At 66.4% G+C, this 18,175-nt stretch carries 21 protein-coding genes; 16 read left to right on the top strand and 5 right to left on the bottom strand.

Features of this window, described 5'->3' with window-relative positions; genetic code table 11:
- Window positions 1-45: 45 nt before the first annotated feature.
- A complete protein-coding gene (ygfZ, locus tag CR156_RS06110; protein ID WP_100552184.1) occupies window positions 46-921 on the bottom strand; it encodes a CAF17-like 4Fe-4S cluster assembly/insertion protein YgfZ in 876 nt (291 codons plus the stop codon).
- A gap of 39 nt (window positions 922-960) precedes the next feature.
- Here ygfZ and CR156_RS06115 point away from each other — a divergent pair, with 39 nt between their 5' ends.
- The 10 genes from CR156_RS06115 to CR156_RS06160 all read left to right on the top strand — a co-directional run bounded on the left by CR156_RS06115 (window position 961) and on the right by CR156_RS06160 (window position 8,219).
- A complete protein-coding gene (locus CR156_RS06115; RefSeq protein WP_080149151.1) occupies window positions 961-1,134 on the top strand; it encodes a DUF1674 domain-containing protein in 174 nt (57 codons plus the stop codon).
- A gap of 57 nt (window positions 1,135-1,191) precedes the next feature.
- Window positions 1,192-1,584 carry a succinate dehydrogenase, cytochrome b556 subunit gene (gene sdhC / locus CR156_RS06120; protein ID WP_089240360.1) on the top strand — a complete coding sequence of 131 codons (393 nt, stop codon included), beginning with the start codon at window positions 1,192-1,194 and terminating at the stop codon, window positions 1,582-1,584.
- Entirely contained in the window at window positions 1,581-1,967 is a 387-nt protein-coding gene (gene sdhD, locus CR156_RS06125; protein ID WP_025878813.1) for a succinate dehydrogenase, hydrophobic membrane anchor protein, read from the top strand. Before sdhC ends, sdhD begins: the two co-directional genes overlap by 4 nt.
- A gap of 31 nt (window positions 1,968-1,998) precedes the next feature.
- On the top strand, window positions 1,999-3,789 hold the full coding sequence (sdhA, locus tag CR156_RS06130) for a succinate dehydrogenase flavoprotein subunit (RefSeq protein ID WP_025878814.1): 1,791 nt from the start codon (window positions 1,999-2,001) through the stop codon (window positions 3,787-3,789).
- Window positions 3,790-3,855: 66 nt separating this feature from the next.
- Window positions 3,856-4,641, top strand: a complete 786-nt coding sequence (locus tag CR156_RS06135) for a succinate dehydrogenase iron-sulfur subunit (protein ID WP_025878815.1) — start codon at window positions 3,856-3,858, stop codon at window positions 4,639-4,641.
- Window positions 4,642-4,714: 73 nt separating this feature from the next.
- Window positions 4,715-4,963 (top strand): FAD assembly factor SdhE, encoded by a 249-nt coding sequence (locus CR156_RS06140; protein ID WP_100552185.1) that lies wholly within the window; start codon window positions 4,715-4,717, stop codon window positions 4,961-4,963.
- Window positions 4,914-5,363, top strand: coding sequence for a hypothetical protein (locus CR156_RS06145; protein ID WP_100552186.1), 450 nt, complete (start codon window positions 4,914-4,916; stop codon window positions 5,361-5,363). Before CR156_RS06140 ends, CR156_RS06145 begins: the two co-directional genes overlap by 50 nt.
- 23 nt (window positions 5,364-5,386) lie before the next feature.
- A complete protein-coding gene (locus CR156_RS06150) occupies window positions 5,387-6,628 on the top strand; it encodes a lipoprotein-releasing ABC transporter permease subunit (protein ID WP_100464876.1) in 1,242 nt (413 codons plus the stop codon).
- The gene (gene lolD / locus CR156_RS06155) at window positions 6,621-7,334 is read left to right on the top strand and encodes a lipoprotein-releasing ABC transporter ATP-binding protein LolD (RefSeq protein WP_089240372.1); all 714 of its coding nucleotides are present in this window, start codon (window positions 6,621-6,623) and stop codon (window positions 7,332-7,334) included. The genes CR156_RS06150 and lolD overlap by 8 nt, the downstream gene beginning before the upstream one ends.
- Before the next feature lie 435 nt (window positions 7,335-7,769).
- The gene (locus CR156_RS06160) at window positions 7,770-8,219 is read left to right on the top strand and encodes a DUF6491 family protein (protein WP_100552187.1); all 450 of its coding nucleotides are present in this window, start codon (window positions 7,770-7,772) and stop codon (window positions 8,217-8,219) included.
- 67 nt (window positions 8,220-8,286) lie between these two features.
- On the opposite strand, the gene CR156_RS06165 is transcribed toward CR156_RS06160, so the two are convergent.
- The 3 genes from CR156_RS06165 to ftsY all read right to left on the bottom strand — a co-directional run bounded on the left by CR156_RS06165 (window position 8,287) and on the right by ftsY (window position 11,141).
- Window positions 8,287-8,556 (bottom strand): oxidative damage protection protein, encoded by a 270-nt coding sequence (locus tag CR156_RS06165; protein WP_093820188.1) that lies wholly within the window; start codon window positions 8,554-8,556, stop codon window positions 8,287-8,289.
- Window positions 8,557-8,561: 5 nt separating this feature from the next.
- Window positions 8,562-9,686, bottom strand: a complete 1,125-nt coding sequence (gene mutY / locus CR156_RS06170; RefSeq protein ID WP_100552188.1) for an A/G-specific adenine glycosylase — start codon at window positions 9,684-9,686, stop codon at window positions 8,562-8,564.
- A gap of 117 nt (window positions 9,687-9,803) precedes the next feature.
- Window positions 9,804-11,141: a signal recognition particle-docking protein FtsY gene (gene ftsY, locus CR156_RS06175; protein WP_100552189.1), complete on the bottom strand. Its 1,338-nt coding sequence runs from the start codon at window positions 11,139-11,141 to the stop codon at window positions 9,804-9,806.
- A 131-nt stretch (window positions 11,142-11,272) separates the two neighbouring features.
- Here ftsY and CR156_RS06180 point away from each other — a divergent pair, with 131 nt between their 5' ends.
- On the top strand, window positions 11,273-11,575 hold the full coding sequence (locus CR156_RS06180) for a hypothetical protein (RefSeq protein WP_100552190.1): 303 nt from the start codon (window positions 11,273-11,275) through the stop codon (window positions 11,573-11,575).
- Between the two features lie 274 nt (window positions 11,576-11,849).
- On the opposite strand, the gene htpG is transcribed toward CR156_RS06180, so the two are convergent.
- Complete coding sequence (gene htpG / locus CR156_RS06185; protein WP_100552191.1) at window positions 11,850-13,742, bottom strand: molecular chaperone HtpG; 1,893 nt, start codon at window positions 13,740-13,742, stop codon at window positions 11,850-11,852.
- Between the two features lie 522 nt (window positions 13,743-14,264).
- Here htpG and rsmD point away from each other — a divergent pair.
- From rsmD to ggt, 5 genes are all read left to right on the top strand, one after another.
- Window positions 14,265-14,843, top strand: a complete 579-nt coding sequence (gene rsmD / locus CR156_RS06190; protein ID WP_100552192.1) for a 16S rRNA (guanine(966)-N(2))-methyltransferase RsmD — start codon at window positions 14,265-14,267, stop codon at window positions 14,841-14,843.
- A gap of 26 nt (window positions 14,844-14,869) precedes the next feature.
- On the top strand, window positions 14,870-15,379 hold the full coding sequence (gene coaD, locus CR156_RS06195) for a pantetheine-phosphate adenylyltransferase (protein WP_008267036.1): 510 nt from the start codon (window positions 14,870-14,872) through the stop codon (window positions 15,377-15,379).
- A 78-nt stretch (window positions 15,380-15,457) separates the two neighbouring features.
- Entirely contained in the window at window positions 15,458-15,949 is a 492-nt protein-coding gene (locus tag CR156_RS06200; protein WP_089240385.1) for a hypothetical protein, read from the top strand.
- Between the two features lie 132 nt (window positions 15,950-16,081).
- Window positions 16,082-16,363, top strand: coding sequence for a YfhL family 4Fe-4S dicluster ferredoxin (locus CR156_RS06205; protein WP_025878828.1), 282 nt, complete (start codon window positions 16,082-16,084; stop codon window positions 16,361-16,363).
- A complete protein-coding gene (ggt, locus tag CR156_RS06210) occupies window positions 16,360-18,087 on the top strand; it encodes a gamma-glutamyltransferase (protein ID WP_100552193.1) in 1,728 nt (575 codons plus the stop codon). The genes CR156_RS06205 and ggt overlap by 4 nt, the downstream gene beginning before the upstream one ends.
- Window positions 18,088-18,175 lie beyond the last annotated feature (88 nt).

Below are 18,175 nucleotides of genomic sequence, written 5' to 3' on the forward strand. Positions count from 1 at the left end.
TCGGTAGATCCACGCCATGCGTGGATGACGTACCGGATCGGCGCCTCAGCGCGCCAACCCGTCCAGCAGCGGCATCCGCTGCGCGGGCGCATCACCCACCTGCAGTTCGCTGTCGCCGGTCTCCAGCGGCAGCACGGCCAGTGCCAGATCGCCGGCCACGCTGGCCAGGGTGCCGAGCGCGGCGCCATCCTGCTGCACGCCATCGCCCGCCTGCGCCGGTGCTGCGGTATGCAGCAGCTGCACCGCGCGTTTGGCCTTGCCGAGGAAATGGGTGCGCGCGACGATTTCCTGACCGGGGTAGCAGCCCTTCTTCACGCTGTAGCCGTTGAGGCGGTCCAGGCCCAGCTGCTGCGGGGTCCACACCTCGCGCTGGCTCGCTTCCAGTCGCGGCAGGCCAAAGCGCAGGTCGGCCTGGCGCCAGGCCAGAGCAAAGGCGGCGTCCCCGGCTTCGTCGCTGGCCTCGAAGGCCTCGACCGGATCAATGCGCAGCGTGCGGGGAAGTGCGTCGCTGCCCAGGTCCAGCTCCCAGCCGTGGCTGCCGGCCAGCGCGATGGCAGCGCCGGTAGCGGCTTCCGGCGCAGTAAAGGCCCCGGCCACTGCCAGGTCGGCATGCACCTGCAATTTCACTTTGCGGCGGAACACGAAACGCTGCAGTTGCGACGCAATCGCATCGGCATCGCCGTCGGCGAGCACCAGCAGCACATGGTCATCGGCCAGCCGCAGCAGCTGAAACACTGCCAGGGTGCGGCCTTTGGCGCTCAGCCACGCGCTCCACTGCCAGTGCAGCAGGGGCAGGGCGGTCACATCGCTGCTGAACTGGGCATGGGCAAAAGCCGCCGCATCCACGCCCTGCAGGCTCAGCAATTGATGGCCGGGCAGGCGCGGATATGCGACGAAAGCAGGGGGAAGGTTGTCAGGCACGTGAACGAGGTCTAAAATTTGTGCGTTGCGAGACCCATCATGATAGGCCAAACAACCCCCACTCCCGACGCCGAAGCTGAAGCCCCGCTGGTTCCCCCGGTCCCTGTGCCCGTGGAACAACCAGAGGTGGAAGAAGAATTCGGTGGCCGCGGCGGACTCGATCCGGTGCGGTATGGCGATTGGGAAAAAAACGGACGCTGCATCGATTTCTGATCCAGCATTGAGCCAACGCGGCCTTATGCCGCCCAGCCGAGACAACGAGCCCAGCGAATGGCGACCAGACAACGTCCCCTTTCTCCGCACCTTCAGGTGTATCGCTGGCAGATTCAGATGGCCACCTCGATCCTGCATCGAGCCACTGGCGTCTTTCTGTCTGTTGGTGCCCTCATCATCGCCGGAGGCCTGTTGGCTCTGATGATGGGGCCCGAATCCTGGAACTGCTTCACCGGCCATGCCGGGGCCTGGTATGGCCGCGTGTTCCTGTTCGCGTGGACATGGTCGTTCGCCTATCACCTGTGCAATGGCATCCGCCATATCGTGCAGGACTTCGCGATCGGATTCCGCATTGCCACCTTCATCCGCAGCAGCTGGATGTCGGTGATCGGCAGCCTGCTGATCACCCTGGCGGTGTGGGCCTATGTGATGTTCGGAGGTGCCGCGTGAGCAAGTTCCGTACCCCGTTGAAGGGCGTGCGTGGTCTCGGTTCAGCCAAGACCGGCACCGAGCACTTCGTGCATCAGCGCCTGACCGCCGCCGCACTGGTTGTGCTGGGCATCTGGTTCCTGGTGTTCGTGCTGGGCCTGCTGGGCTCGGATTACGTGACCGCCACTGCCGCGATCGCCAAGCCGTGGAACGCCGTTCCGCTGATCGGCCTGCTGATCGCCATGTTCTGGCACGCCCAGCTCGGCCTGCAGGTCGTGCTGGAGGACTACATCCACGAATCGCTGCTGGCCCTGGTGCTGCAGACCGCGGTGAAGTTCGTCGCCGTGCTCGGCATGATCGTCAGCGTGTTTGCGGTGGGCCGCATCGCCCTCGGCGTTGCCTGAGCCCAGGCGCCAAGACAGGAATCCAGACTAGATGTCCGCTTACAAGATTACCGAACACAAGTACGATATGGTCGTGGTGGGCGCCGGCGGCGCCGGCCTGCGTGCCACGTTCGGCCTGGCCGCCAAGGGCCTGCAGACCGTGTGCCTGACCAAGGTCTTCCCGACCCGGTCGCACACCGTCGCCGCCCAGGGCGGTATCTCCGCTGCGCTCGGCAACATGGGCGAGGACGACTGGCGTTACCACTTCTTCGACACCATCAAGGGGTCGGACTGGCTGGGCGACCAGGACGCCATCGAGTACATGTGCCGTGAAGCGATTCCGGCGATCATCGAGCTCGAGCACTACGGCGTGCCGTTCAGCCGCACCGCCGAAGGCAAGATCTACCAGCGTCCGTTCGGTGGCATGACCACCCAGTACGGCGAAGGCCCGGCGGCGCAGCGTACCTGCGCGGCGGCCGACCGTACCGGCCACGCGATGCTGCACACGCTGTACCAGCAGTCGCTGAAGCACGACGCACGCTTCATGATCGAGTACTTCGCACTCGACCTGATCTTCGATGACGAAGGTGCCTGCCGCGGCGTGCTGGCGTTGGACATGTCCGACGGCACGCTGCACCTGTTCCGCGCCCAGGGCGTGGTGCTGGCCACCGGCGGCTACGGCCGTGCCTACTTCAGCGCCACCTCGGCGCACACCTGCACCGGCGACGGTGGCGGCCTGGCCATGCGCGCCGGCATCGCCATGCAGGACATGGAGTTCGTGCAGTTCCATCCGACCGGCATCTACGGCGCCGGCTGCCTGATCACCGAGGGTGTCCGCGGTGAAGGTGGCATCCTGCGCAACAGCAGCGGCGAGCGCTTCATGGAGCGCTACGCACCGCACTACAAGGATCTGGCGTCGCGTGACGTGGTCAGCCGTTCGATGACCATCGAAATCCGCGAAGGCCGCGGCGTCGGCGAGCACAAGGACCACATCCTGCTCGACCTGACCCACCTCGGCCCGGGCGTGATCGACGACAAGCTGCCGGGCATCGCCGAGAGCGCCCGCATCTTTGCTGGCGTCGACGTGCACAAGCAGCCGATCCCGGTGATCCCGACCGTGCACTACAACATGGGCGGCATTCCGACCAACTACCACGGCGAAGTGGTGCGCAAGGACGGCGAGAACCCCGATGCGGTCGTGCCGGGCCTGTACGCCATCGGCGAAGCGGCCTGCGTTTCGGTGCACGGTGCCAACCGCCTGGGCTCGAACTCGCTGCTGGATCTGGTGGTGTTCGGGCGTGCGGTGGCCAATCGTTGCGCTGCGACGATCACCCCGGGCGCGGCGCACAAGACCCTGCCGGCCGACGCCTGCGACAAGGCGCTGGGCCTGCTGGACAAGTTGCGCCACGCCAACGGCGATACGCCGACGTCGGTCATCCGCGATCGCATGCAGCGCACCATGCAGGCTGACGCGGCGGTCTTCCGTACCAGCCAGACGCTGAAGGAAGGCTGCGAGAAGATGGACAAGATCTTCGACTCGTTCCAGGACGTAAAGGTCTCCGACCGTTCGCTGGTCTGGAACTCGGACCTGATCGAGACCTACGAGCTGAACAACCTGCTGCTGAATGCGGTGGCGACGATCAACTCGGCCGAGCAGCGCAAGGAAAGCCGCGGCGCACACGCGCACGAGGACTTCCCGGACCGCGACGACGTCAATTGGCAGAAGCACACCCTGGTCAGCGTGGACGAGAAGGGCAAGTGCAGCTTCGACTACCGTCCGGTGCACATGTACACGTTGACCGATGACGTGTCCGTGGTGCCGCCGAAGCCGCGCGTGTACTGATCCGACCCCGCCTAACATGCAATCCGCGCCCTCGGGCGCGGGCCGCCTGAGCCAACGAGAGCAGCCATGGCCGAGTTTTCACTCCCCAAGAATTCCAAGATCACGAAGGGCAAGCACTTCCCCGCCAAGACCGGCGGCAAGAACGTGCGCACCTTCAAGATCTACCGCTGGAGTCCGGACGACGACAGCAATCCGCGCACCGATACCTATGATGTCGATCTGGACGCCTGCGGCCCGATGGTCCTGGACGCGCTGATCAAGATCAAGAACGAGATCGACCCGACCCTGACCTTCCGCCGCTCGTGCCGCGAAGGCATCTGTGGTTCGTGCGCGATGAACATCGACGGCACCAACACCCTGGCCTGCACTCGAGCCATCTCGGACTGCGGCAAGAAGGAAGTGCCGATCTACCCGCTGCCGCACATGAACGTGGTCAAGGATCTGGTTCCGGACCTGACCCACTTCTATGCGCAGTACGCCTCGATCAAGCCGTGGATCCGCACACAGACCCCGGCACCGCCGGACCGTGAGCGCCTGCAGTCGCCGGAAGACCGCAAGAAGCTTGATGGTCTGTACGAGTGCATCCTGTGCGCGTGCTGCTCGACCAGCTGCCCGAGCTACTGGTGGAACGGCGAGCGTTACCTGGGCCCGGCGATCCTGCTGCAGGCCTACCGCTGGATCATCGATTCGCGCGACGAGGACACCGGTGCGCGCCTGGACGATCTGGAAGATCCGTTCAAGCTGTACCGCTGCCACACCATCATGAACTGCGCCCGGACCTGCCCGAAGGGCCTGAACCCGGCACTGGCGATCGCCGAGATCAAGAAGCTGATGATGGAACGCCGCGCCTGATACGGCGCCGGGTAGCTGCATGACCCCAGCAAAGCCACGCCATGCGTGGCTTTGCTGTATCTGGAGAAACACGATGGAAGAAGATGTTCTGCTGAAGAAGCTGCGTTGGCGTTGCCGGCGCGGCATGCGCGAACTGGACCAGTTGTTCGGTCGCTACCTGGACCGCGAATGGAGCAGTGCGCCGACCGAAGAGCGCGAGGTTTTCCTGTTCCTGCTCGACTGCGAGGACGATAAGTTGTGGCGCTGGTTCATGGGCTACGAGGCCTGCCCGCATGCGCACGCCATCCCCCTCATGCACAAGATCCTCGCCCTCAAGCCTTGAGTGGCGCCCGTCGCGGCTTCAGGCCGGTGCTCAGTTGGCCGTACTGCTCGCCGCGCCGTGGCTGCTGCGCGCCTCGGATCTGCCGCCGGAGCACCTCGTTCCCGTACTGATCGGGGTCTGGGTGCTGGGCCTGGCCGAACTGGCCTGGCGCCTGCGGCGGCCCCGCGCGTTGCTGCAGCTGCCGCCCCTGCCTGAGCCGCTGCGCGTGGACGGGCAGGACATTGCCGAGCCGCGACTGGTGGTGCGCGGGCCCTGGCTGCTGCTGCAGTGGCGCGAGGGCTGGCACCGTCGACGGCTGTTGTTCTGGCCGGACGTGCTCGATCGCGGGCAGCGACGTGAACTGCGACTGGCCGTATCCGCACGCGGCGTTTCCCGTCAGCCCCGGTCGGTGGCACCATAGGCTGAATCGACTGGCGTGCCTGCATGTTCAAACCCATTCCCGTGGCCATTGGCCTGCGCTACCTGCGCGCCAAGCGCCGCAACGGCTTCATCTCTTTCATATCGATGGCATCGATCCTGGGCATCGCGCTCGGGGTGACGGTGCTGATCACCACGCTGGCGGTGATGAGCGGTTTCCAGAAGGAGATCCGCAGCCGCCTGCTGCAGATGACCGCACACACCACCATCAGCCGCGACGGCGAACCGATGCCGGACTGGATGCGCGTGGTCGATGTGGCCAGCAAGGATCCGCGCGTGGCCGGTGCTGCGCCGTATATCGAGATCCAGTCGATGATCAGCGGCCCGCGTGTGCAGGGTGCGATCATCCAGGGCATCGACCCGGCGCTGGAGCCGAAGGTGTCGGTGATCGACAAGAAGGTCACCAAAGGCAGCTACGGCAGCCTGACCCCGGGCAGCTTCAACCTGCTGCTGGGCAAGGAACTGGCCGTCTGGCTGGGCGTGGACGTCGGTGACCAGGTACTGGTGACCTTCGCGGAAGTGCAGGGCACGCCGGCCGGCGCGGTGCCGCGGATGAAACGCTTCACCGTCAGCGGCATCTTCGAGGCCGGTTACAACGAAGTCGATCGCGGTGTGGGTTTTGCCAACATGAAGGACCTGGAGCGCGTACTGCGTTCCGATGGCGCCACCGGCGTCCGCCTGAAACTGCATGACATGGACCGCTCGCTGGAGGTGGGCGTGGACCTGGCGCAGAACCTCGGCGGCGCGTATCGGGTCAGCGACTGGACCCAGCAGAACGCCAACCTGTATCACTCGCTGCGCATGGAAAAAGTGGTGATGGGCATCCTGCTCTCGCTGATCATCGCCATGGGCGCGTTCAACCTGGTGTCCTCGCAGGTGATGCTGGTGACCGACAAGCAGGCGGACATCGCGATCCTCCGCACCCTCGGCCTGACCCCGGGCGGAGTGATGCAGGTGTTCATGGTGCAGGGCTCGCTGATCGGCATCTTCGGCACCCTCGCAGGCCTGATCGGCGGCATCACCCTGACCTTGAACCTGGAGCGCATCCTCGGCGCGATCGAAGCGGTGTTCAAGATCAAGCTGCTGCCGGAGGATGTGTACTACATCACCGGCCTGCCTACCGACATGCAGACCAGCGACATCGTGGTGATCACCCTGATCGCGCTGTTGATGAGCTTCCTGGCCACTTTGTACCCCGCTTGGCGGGCAGCACGCACCCAGCCGGCGGAGGCCCTGCGCTATGAATAAGGTCTTCAACCGCGGCGATGAAGTGATCCGTGCCGAAGCGCTGGGCAAGACCTACGCTGAAGGGCGCATGCAGACCCCGGTGTTCGATGGCCTGGACCTGACGGTGACCGCAGGCGAGACGGTTGCGATCATCGGCGCCTCCGGTGCCGGCAAGAGCACGCTGTTGCACCTGCTGGGCGGGCTGGATACGCCGACCGCGGGCGAGGTCTATGTCACCGGCCAGCGCATGTCCGCGCTGTCGGACACCTCGCGCGGCCTGCTGCGCAACCAGGCGCTGGGTTTCGTCTATCAGTTCCACCACCTGCTGCCGGAATTCACCGCGCTGGAAAACGTGATGATGCCGGTGATGCTGGCCGGTACCGCAGTGGCGGAGGCCAGCACGCGTGCGACTGCGCTGCTGGAATCGGTCGGCCTCGGCCATCGCCTGGATCACAAGCCCGGCGAATTGTCCGGTGGCGAACGCCAGCGTGCTGCAGTGGCGCGCGCGCTGGTCAATCACCCGGCCTGCGTGCTGGGTGACGAGCCGACCGGCAACCTGGATGACCGCACGGCGGCGACAGTGTTCGAGTTGATGCTCGAGCTGAACCGTGCCCGCCACACCAGCCTGGTGCTGGTCACCCATGACCGCTCGCTGGCGCGGCGCCTGGACCGGGTGCTGGAACTGCGCGAAGGGCGCCTGCACGCGCTGGCCCACGCCGACGTCTGAGCGCCAACCAAGGTTGGCGACTACCGGAGTCCGGCGCGGGATCTGCTTTGGTAGATGCCGACCTTGGTCGGCTGCGGATGGCCCACGCAGGCCAAGCGCCAACCAAGGTTGGCGACTACCGGATTCCGGCGCGGGACCTGCTTTGGTAGATGCCGACCTTGGTTGGCTGCGGATGGCCCACGCAGGCCAAGCGCCAACCAAGGTGGGCGATTACCGGAGTCCGGCGCGGGATCTGCTTTGGTAGATGCCGACCTTGGTTGGCTGAAGATGGCCCACGCAGGCCGAGCGCCAACCAAGGTTGGCGGCTACCGAATTGGATGCCGGCCCTGGTCGGTTGGGATGCCGCCGACCAACGGCTGAACTGGGCTGCCGGCCGTTGCGCCGGCACCACCCCGGCGGGTGCATGATCGGCACAGTTCCCCCGTGGAGATCGCCATGAAGACCCCGTTGTTGATCGCCGGGCTGTGCCTGGCCCTGGCTGGCTGTGCAACCACTGGCCGCTTGGGCAGTGCCGAGAAGCTGGAGCTGTATCGTGCCCACGCCGGCGCACCGCAGAAGGACATGCAGTTCTTCGGCAGCCTCAATGGCTGGACCGAACTGGGCGACAGCGCGCTGGCGGTCTGGACCAAGCCCAGCGAGGCCTACCTGCTGGAGCTGAGCGGGCCGTGCCCGGATCTGTCCTACGCGCCAGCGATCGGCTTGACCAGCCACATGGGCCGTGTCTCGGCACCGTTCGACAAGGTGCTGGTGCGCGACCCGACCAGCGGCCCGCGCATGCCGTGCTTCATCAAGACCATCCGCAAGCTGGACGTGAAGTCGCTGCGGGCGGAGGAGAAGGAGATGCGCCAGGCGCAGGTGCAGGAGCGCGAAGAGTCCACGAACTAGGCCGGTAGCGCCGGGCCATGCCCGGCGGATGCGGGAACGCCGGGCATGGCCCGGCGCTACCTCCAGATCAGGCTTCCGGGGTGAAACCAGCAGGTTTCTCCGCGTCCTTCTCGAACAGGAACTTCACCAGTTCCGTTTCCAGCAATGCGCGATGCTCCGGCTTGCGCGGGGAGAGGCGGTTCTCGTTGATCAGCATGGTCTGGTGTGCCAGCCATGCGGTCCACGCCGGCTTGCCGATGTGGTTGAACACGCGCTGGCCCAGCTCACCCGGGTAAGGCACGAAGTCCAGGCCCTCGGCATCGCGTTGTTCGTACTGGCAGAAGACGGTTCGGGGCATGGCACTCACTCGTGGTTGCGGGATTTTGCGGAGGTTCGCTTCGGGGCCTTGATGGGCGTGCCATCAAGCAGTTTTCGGATGGGGGCCGGCAGGCCCAGTGCAGACAGTTCGGCGGCGCCGACCCAGCGCAGCGTGGGTTCTTCCACGCGCAGGCCGTGCACCTGCCGTGACAATACCTGCAGATGCAGCTTGTAGTGGCTGAAGGTGTGCTGCAGCACCGGTAGTTCCTCGGCATCTTCCAGTGAACCATCGACGTGCACGTCGAACCAGTCCTGGAGCTCGCTGCCCGCATCTGCCTGCGGAAGCGTCCAAAGCTGCGCCCAGATGCCGGTATCCGGCCGCTTCTGCAGCAGCACGCGCTGCTGCTTGTCGCGCAGCAGCAGGGCCACCGCCTCGCGTTCGGGCAGCACCTTGCTCGGCTTTGCTGTTGGCAGCTCGGCCGTGCGGCCTTCGCGACGGGCCACGCAATCGGCCTGCAGCGGGCAGATCACGCAGGCCGGTCTGGACCGGCTGCAGACCGTCGCACCGAGGTCCATCTGCGCCTGGGTGTAGTCCGCCATGCGCCCGGCCGGTACCTGGGCGACCTGCGCTTCTGCGATGGCCCACAGCTGCTTTTCGATGGCGGGCAGGCCGGGGAAGCCTTCGACGCCGTGATAGCGGCTGAGCACGCGCTTGACGTTGCCGTCGAGGATCGCGAACGGGTCGTTCCAGGCCTGGCTGAGGATCGCGCTGGCGGTGCTGCGGCCGATGCCGGGGAGGTTGTGCAGGGCATCGAAATCACGCGGCAGGTCGCCCCCGTGTTCGCTCACGCAGCGCTTGGCGGCCGCATGCAGATTGCGCGCACGGGCGTAGTAACCCAGCCCGGCCCACTGCGCCATCACCGCGTCGTTGCTGGCGGCGGCAAGGTCGGGCAGGGTGGGGAAGTGCTGCAGGAAACGGTGGAAGTACGGAATGACCGTTGCCACCTGGGTCTGCTGCAGCATGATCTCGGACAACCAGACCCGATACGGGCTGCGCGGATGCTGCCAGGGCAGATCGTGGCGGCCGTGGTCGTCGAACCAGTGCAGCAGGCGGGCGACGAAGCCGTGCTCAGGAGCGGGCGTGGCGCTGGCGTTCGGCTGGCGGGGCATCGGTACTCCAGGAGGCAGCCACCCATGGGGTGGCTCTACTACGGCAGCGGCCGGTCACCCATGGGGTGGCTCTACCGGGTTGCAGTAGAGCCACGCCATGCGTGGCTGCGCGGTGTATCAGGCACCCAGCGCTTCGGGCAACAGTGCGTCGACGAAAGCTTCCGGATCGAACACGCGCAGGTCTTCCGGACGCTCGCCGATGCCGGCGAAACGGATCGGAATGCCGAACTCACGGGCCAGCGCGAACACCACGCCGCCCTTTGCGGTGCCGTCCAGCTTGGTCACCACCAGGCCGGTCACCTTGACCGCGGCATTGAACTGGCGCAGCTGCGAAAGCGCGTTCTGGCCAGTGGTACCGTCGATCACCATCAGCACTTCGTGCGGCGCGTTTTCGTCGATCTTGCCGAGCACGCGGCGGATCTTGCCCAGCTCGTTCATCAGCCCGGACTGGGTGTGCAGGCGGCCGGCGGTATCGGCGATCAGTACCGACGTGCCACGGGCCTTGCCGGCCTGCAACGCGTCGTAGGCAACCGAGGCGGCATCGGCGTTCTGCCCCTGCGCGACCACGGCCACGCCGTTGCGCTCGCCCCAGATCTGCAGCTGGGCCACGGCGGCAGCGCGGAAGGTATCGCCAGCGGCCAGCATCAGGCTATGGCCCTCGTCCTTGAAGCGCTTGGCCAGCTTGCCGATGGTGGTGGTCTTGCCGACGCCGTTGACGCCAACGGTCAGCACCACGAAGGGCTTGGCGTTGCGGTCGATGACCAGCGGCTTGGACACCGGCTGCAGGATCGCGATCAGATCGGCGCGCAGTGCCGCCAGCAGGGCGTTGGCATCGATGAATTCGCGCGCCTTCATGCGCTTGCGCAGGTCGGCGATCAGCTCGGTGGTGGCGGCAACACCGACGTCGGCGGTCAGCAGCGCGGTCTCGATCTCGTCCAGCAGGTCGTCATCGAGCTTGGGATTGCGCGAGAACAGGCCGCCGAAGCTGCGGGCGAATGCGCTGTTGCGCAGGCGCTCGCGCCAGCCGGGCTTGCCGGCCGGGGCAGGCGGGGCATCGACCAGCACCGGCAGGTCGGCGGCGGGGGCGGCCGGTTCCTGCGCGGGGATGACCGGGGCCAGCGGAGCGAGGACCGCAGCGGCGGCGGCCGCTTCGGCGGCGAAGTTCTCCGGTGCCAGCACGCGTTCCGGCAGGGCTTCGGCAGTGGTTTCCTGCGGCGCTTCCAGCGTTGCCTGCGAGGGCGGCGCTGCTGACGTTGCGGGCGCGACGACTTCGGCCGTGGCGGTTGGCACCGGCGCTTCTGCCACGGGCGGGGCTACCGGTGCGGCCGGGGCCTGCTCGGGCGGCGCGGCCGACGGGAATGCCGCCGCCAGCTCTTCAGCCGAGTAGTGCTGGGTCTTGGGCGCGTCCGGTGTGGCGGCGTCCTGGGGCTTCTTGCGGCGGAAAAAACTGAGCATTGGCAAAAGGCGCTGAAATCAGAGGGATATGCTACCACCCGGGCCTGTCTGGCCGGCGTGGACTCAAGGTCGCAGCCGCGCGGCCGTTAACCGGTGCGGAAGGCTGCGTTGGGTGGCCTGGGAGACCCCCGATGAACGATGTGACCGGTGTTGCCCTCAGCGGGATGCGTGCAGCCCAGCGGGGCGTGCAGGTGGCCGCGCACAACGTGGCCAACCTGGCGACCGCGGATGCAACGCGCCTGCAACTGCAGCGCGAAGCCGCAGCGCAGGGCGGGGTGGACTCCCGCGTGATCTCCACTGGCGACACAGACCCGTCCGCGCCGCTGGGTGACCTGTTGGCCGCCAAGGCCGAGGTGGTGGCCTTTGCTGCCAACGCGGCGGTGATCCGCCGCGGGGACCAGATGCTGGGCTCGCTGCTGGATCGACTGGCCTGATCCGACCGGCTCTGGGCGGGCCCGGTGGCTGGCCTTGAGGGCAATCGTGGCCTGCTTCTGCGCAATATCAACCTCGCCGTGCTTCGGGTGACAACCGCGATCCGCTCTGGTGGGTGCCAACCTTGGTTGGCACGCTTTTGCAGTCGAACCAAGCGCCAACCAAGGTTGGCACCTACCAGGGCAATGGCGGTGCCAACCGGGGTTGGCACCCACCAGGGCAATGGCGGTGCCAACCGGGGTTGGCACCCACCAGTCTGGGCGATACCGGCGTCAATCAGGCCGACAGCTCCAGCAGCAGCTTGTTCAGACGGGCCACGTACGCACCCGGATCCTTCAGGCTGTCGCCGGCGGCCAGCGCAGCCTGGTCGAACAGCACCCGGCCCAGGTCGTCGAAACGTGCGCCATCGGCTTCGGCGTCCAGCTTGGCGATCAGCGGGTGACCCGGGTTGATCTCCAGTACCGGCTTGCTGTCGGGCACCTTCTGGCCGCTGGCTTCCAGGATCTGGCGCATCTGCAGGCCCAGGTCCTGTTCGCCGATGGCCAGCACCGCCGGTGAATCGGTCAGCCGGTGCGACACGCGCACTTCGGCCACGTCATCGCCGAGCACGGTCTTCAGTCGTTCGACCAGGCCCTGCTTGTCCTTCGCTGCAGCTTCCTGTTCCTGCTTGTCGGCTTCGCTCTCCAGCGAGCCCAGGTCGAGGTCGCCGCGGGCGATATCGACGAAGCCCTTTCCGTCGAAATCGGTCAGGTAGCCCATCAGCCACTCGTCGATGCGATCGGTCAGCAGCAGGACTTCGATGCCCTTCTTGCGGAACACTTCCAGGTGCGGACTGTTGCGCACCTGGCTGTAGCTCTCGCCGGTCAGGTAGTAGATCTTGTCCTGGCCTTCGGCCATGCGGCCGATGTAGTCGGCCAGTGACACGGTCTGTGCATCGGCCTCGCCACGGGTGGAGGCAAAGCGCAGCAGGCCGGCGACCTTTTCGCGGTTGTTGTAGTCCTCGGCCGGGCCTTCCTTCAGCACCTGGCCGAATTCCTTCCAGAACGTGGCGTACTGTTCGGGCTTGTCGTTGGACAGCTTCTCCAGCATGTCCAGCGAACGCTTGGTCAGCGCGGCCTTCATCGAATCGATGACCGGGCCGGACTGCAGGATTTCGCGCGAGACGTTCAGCGACAGGTCGTTGGAATCGACCACGCCCTTGATGAAACGCAGGTACAGCGGCAGGAACTGCTCGGCCTGGTCCATCACGAACACGCGTTGCACGTACAGCTTCAGGCCCTTGGGCGCATCGCGGTGGTACAGGTCGAACGGCGCACGGCCCGGCACGTACAGCAGCGAGGTGTACTCCAGCTTGCCTTCAACCTTGTTGTGGCTCCAGGCCAGCGGATCGCTGTGATCGTGGGCGACGTGCTTGTAGAACTCGGTGTACTCCGAATCGCTGATCTCGGTACGCGGGCGGGTCCACAGCGCGCTGGCGCGGTTGACGGTCTCCCATTCGACGGCAGCACCTTCTTCGCCGCCTTCCTTGGGCATCTGGATCGGCAGGCCGATGTGGTCGGAGTACTTCTTGAGGATGCTGCGCAGGCGCCAGCCGTCGGCGAAGTCGTGCTCGCCATCCTTCAGGTGCAGCACGATGCGGGTGCCGCGCTCGGCCTTGTCGATGGTGGCGACATCGAAATCGCCTTCGCCACGCGAGGTCCAGCGCACGCCTTCACTGGCAGCCAGGCCGGCGCGACGCGAGGTGACTTCGACTTCGTCGGCGACGATGAAGGCGCTGTAGAAGCCGACGCCGAACTGGCCGATCAGCTGCGAGTCCTTCTTCTGGTCGCCGGACAGCTGGCGCAGGAAGTCGCCGGTGCCGGACTTGGCGATGGTGCCAAGGTGGGTGATGGCATCGGCGCGGCTCATGCCGATGCCGTTGTCTTCGATGGTGATGGTGTGCGCGGCCGGATCGAAGCTGACGCGCACGCGCAGTTCGCTGTCGCCTTCCAGCAGCTCGGGCTGGGTCAGGGCTTCGAAGCGCAGCTTGTCGGCGGCGTCGGCGGCATTGGAGACCAGCTCGCGGAGGAAGATCTCCTTGTTGGAGTACAGCGAGTGGATCATCAGCTGCAGCAGCTGCTTGACTTCGGTCTGGAAGCCAAGGGTTTCGGTCTGGACAGTTTCGGTCATCGGGTAGGGCTCCATGTGCGGTGCCGCGTCAGCGCGTGCGGCCTCGCCAAGGGGTAAGGGTGATTGTCCCGAAATCAAGGGGTTGGTCGGGCAGGGCTGCGCCCTGCACCCGCAGAGGCCAGGGCAACAGCAACAGCGGCATTCCGTGGGATGGCGGGGCACTGTGGGTTCGCGGGGACGCCGTGAACCCGTCCATGGGGGCTTGGTCGCCGCATCCATGCGGCTCACACCCCGCGAACCCACAGTGCCCCGCCTTCGACAGTTGGCCGGTGGCCAGTAGATCCACGCCATGCGTGGATGGAAATCTGTCAGATTCGGATTGCGTCTGGGGCAGAGCCCCCTGAGTCAGGGGGCGGCCGCGAAGCGGCGGGGGTATGGGCGTTGGTAAGGGGGGCCCGCGTTTCGCGCAGCGAAGCGTGGGAGCGACAGCGCGCATGCGTTGGCGCGTACCCGGGCGCAGCCCGGCCGAACTACAATCCCGCTCATGCTGAAATTCTCGAATACCTCCCGCCGGGGGCGCCGATGAGCGGCCGTACTGCGAATGACGGCCAGGTCCGCATCATCGGCGGGCGCTGGCGCAATACCCGGCTGCCGGTGCCGACCCTGCCGGGCCTGCGGCCCAGCAGCGACCGCGTGCGCGAAACCCTGTTCAACTGGCTGATGCCCAAGCTGGGTGGGGCACGCGTGCTGGACCTGTTCGCCGGCAGCGGCGCGCTGGGGCTGGAAGCCGTCTCGCGCGGTGCCGCGCACGCCACCCTGGTCGAGCGCGACGCGCAACTGGCGCGCAATCTGTCCGCTGCCGTGGTCAAACTGCAGGCGGGCGACAGCGTCACGGTCGCTCAGGCCGACGCGCTGCGCTGGCTGCAGGCCGCGCCGGCGCAGCAGGCCGATCTGGTGTTCATCGACCCGCCGTTCGCCGACGGCATGTGGCAGGACGTGCTGGCCCAGCTGCCGCGGCATCTGGCCGCCGATGCCTGGCTGTACCTGGAGTCGCCGTCCAGCCACGTGCCGGTGCTGCCCCCGGAATGGCTGCTGCACCGCGATGGCAGCACCCGCGAGGTGCGCTTTGCCCTGTACCGCCGTGCCGCTGCTACACTTTGACCTCATCTGAACATCTGCAACCGCCCATGACCGTGGCCAACCGCCGCATCGCCGTCTATCCCGGCACGTTCGACCCCATCACCAACGGTCATATCGACCTGGTGAGCCGGGCCGCGCCGCTGTTTGAAAAGGTCGTGGTGGGCGTGGCGCAGAGCCCCTCGAAGGGACCGGCATTGCCGTTGGAACAGCGCGTGCAGCTGGCGCGTGGCGCCCTGGGCCACCACAGCAACGTCGAGGTCATCGGCTTCGATACGCTGCTGGCTCATTTTGTACGTTCGGTGCAGGGCGGCGTGCTGCTGCGCGGGCTGCGCGCGGTGTCCGACTTCGAGTACGAATTCCAGATGGCGAGCATGAACCGCCACCTGATTCCGGAGGTCGAGACCCTGTTCCTGACCCCGGCCGAGCAGCACAGCTTCATCTCGTCCTCGCTGGTCCGCGAGATCGCACGCCTGGGTGGCGATGTGTCCGGCTTCGTGCCGGCCGCCGTGCTCGAGGCGCTGCGCAAGGTCCGCGAAGCGAAGTCGGCGCAGTCGTAAGCCCTGCCCAGCAGTAGATCCTGTAGTACCACGCACCCCATTACGCACACCAACACGCAACATTCCGGGAGGAAACCCATGAACAACACCATGCGCGCGATGCTGATCGCCTCGTTTGCCCTGGCTTTCACCGCCTGCAAGAAGGAAGAAGCCGCTCCGGTCGACGAAGCCAAGCAGGCGCTGGTCGCCCCGGCCAAGGAAGACGACGCAGGCTGGAAGAAGTACCTGCAGGAAGTGGCCATCCAGAACATGGGCAACATCACCAACAGCCCGTTCCTGTACTACCTCTCGCCGGAAACCGACCCGGACTTCCAGGCCAAGTACGAGCGCCAGACCGAAAGCGCGACCCAGGCCGTGGCCCGTGGCGTGCAGCCGGGCAACATGCTGGCCTTCGGTTCGTCGGCCTCGGGCAAGATGGCTGACATGATCCAGGTCGTGTTCAAGGACGTCTCGCCGGATTCCATGAAGGGCGTGCGCGTCGTCTTCATCGGCCAGTCCGCCGACAACGCCCGCGTCCAGGCCGTGGTCCAGCCGACCGGTGCCGAGTACATTTTCGTCGAAGCCAAGTAAGACCGAGCCGAGGCGGTCGTGCTTCGGCACGACCCGGGCGGTGCCCTGCGATGGGCGCCGCTGATGACCTGACCGGCCCGCGCGCCCGCGCAGGCCGGTCCTTGTCCCAAGGCGCGGGCGTGGAGTATCGCCATGTCGCTGAAAATCAATGAGCTCTGCGTCAACTGTGACGTATGCGAGCCGGCCTGCCCGAACCAGGCCATCACGATGGGTGAAACCATCTACGTGATCGACCCCGCCCGCTGTACCGAGTGCGTGGGTCATTTCGACGAACCGCAGTGCGTGGTCGTCTGCCCGGTCGAATGCATCGACCCCGATCCGGACATCGTCGAAACCGAAATCGAGCTGCTGGCCAAGCTGCGCCAACTGCAGCACGATCATCCCGAACTCTATGCGGAGCCCCCATCCGAATGAAGCCGTTCGCCCGCCCCTTGTTGTTGCTCGGCCTGCTGCTGAGTTCCGTCGCCTGGGCTGATGCCCCGGTCCGTGCCGAGCGCCCTGATGGCGCGGCCATCGCCAGCGGCCACGCTTTGGCCACCCAGGCCGGTGTCGACATCCTGGCCCAGGGCGGCAACGCCTTTGATGCGGCGGTGGCGGTGTCCTCGACCCTGGCCGTGGTCGAGCCGATCAGTTCTGGACTGGGCGGCGGCGGCTTCTTCCTGCTGCACGATGCGGCGACCGGCAAGGACGTGATGCTGGACGCGCGCGAGACCGCCCCGGCCGCAGCCACGCCGCAGGCCTTCCTCGACAAGAAGGGCGACCTGGACCGCGATCGTTCGGTCAATGGTCCGTGGTCGGCCGGCATTCCCGGCCTGCCGGCGGCGCTGGTCGAACTGTCAGCCAAGCACGGCAAGCTGCCGCTGGCGGCCTCGCTGCAGCCTGCGATCCGCATCGCGCGTGAAGGCTTCCCGGTCTATGAGCGCATGGCCAAAGGCTATGCCTCGCGCCGCGAAGTGATGGAGCGCTACCCCGGTACGCGCGAGGTCTACCTGCGCAATGGCAAGCCGATCGCCACCGGTGACCTGTTCAAGCAGCCGGAGCTGGCGCAGACCCTGGAACGCCTGGCAGCCGGCGGCTTCGATGGCTTCTACAAGGGCCAAACCGGCAAGCTGCTGCTGGCCGGCGTGAAGCAGGCCGGTGGCAAGTGGACCGCCGAGGAACTGGCCGGCTACCGCGTGAAGCAGCGCGCGCCGATCGTCTTCAACTACAACGGCTGGAAGATCACCACCGCGCCGCCGCCGTCCTCCGGTGGCATCGCCCTGGCCAGCATGCTGCAGATCCTGGAAGGCTGGGACATCAAGCAGATGGATGCGGCGCACCGCACCCATCTGGTGGTCGAGTCGATGCGCCGTGCCTACCGTGACCGCACCTTCTTCCTCGGCGATCCGGATTTCGTGCAGATCCCGCAGAAGGTGCTGGCCAGCAAGGATTACGCGCAGGGCCTGCGTGCGACCATCCACCCGGAAAAGGCCACCCCCAGCGACCTGCTGTCGGGCAACCCGACGCCGCTGGAAGATGACGAGACCACCCATTTCTCGATCATCGACCGTGACGGCAACCGCGTCGGCGCCACCCAGACCGTCAACCTGCTGTACGGCTCGGGCCTGATTCCGAAGGGAACGGGTGTGCTGCTGAACAACGAGATGGACGACTTCGCGCTGAAGCCGGGCACGCCAAACGCCTTTGGCGTGATGGGCTACGCCGCCAATGCACCGAAAGCGGGCAAGCGCATGCTCAGCTCGATGACGCCGACGTTCATGGAGAACGACGACAAGGTGATCGTGCTGGGCACGCCCGGTGGCAGCCGCATCATCACCATGGTGCTGCTGGGCATCCTCGGCTACGACGCTGGCCTGGATGCGCAGCAGGTCGCCGCGCTGCCGCGCTACCACCACCAGTGGCTGCCGGACCTGATCGAAGCCGAGAGCAACGCTTTCGACGCTGGCACCATCAAGCAGCTGCAGGCGATGGGCCACAAGATCGACCTGCCGGGCGAGGTCGCCGCCGGTGGCCGTGGTTCCAGCCATGTGTGGGGCAACCTGCAGACGGTGGAGTGGGACCGCAAGGCCAACAAGCTGTTTGGCGGCAGCGATCCGCGTAACCCGGTCGGCAGCGCCCAGGTCGTGCCGGCTCCCTGATCCGGCGATAGCGCCGGGCCATGCCCGGCGCACGCGGATCTGAGAACCCCGCCTTTACCGGCGGGGTTTTTGTTTTCCCGCTAGCGAC

It is taken from the genome of Stenotrophomonas lactitubi (assembly GCF_002803515.1).
Lineage (GTDB): Bacteria > Pseudomonadota > Gammaproteobacteria > Xanthomonadales > Xanthomonadaceae > Stenotrophomonas > Stenotrophomonas lactitubi.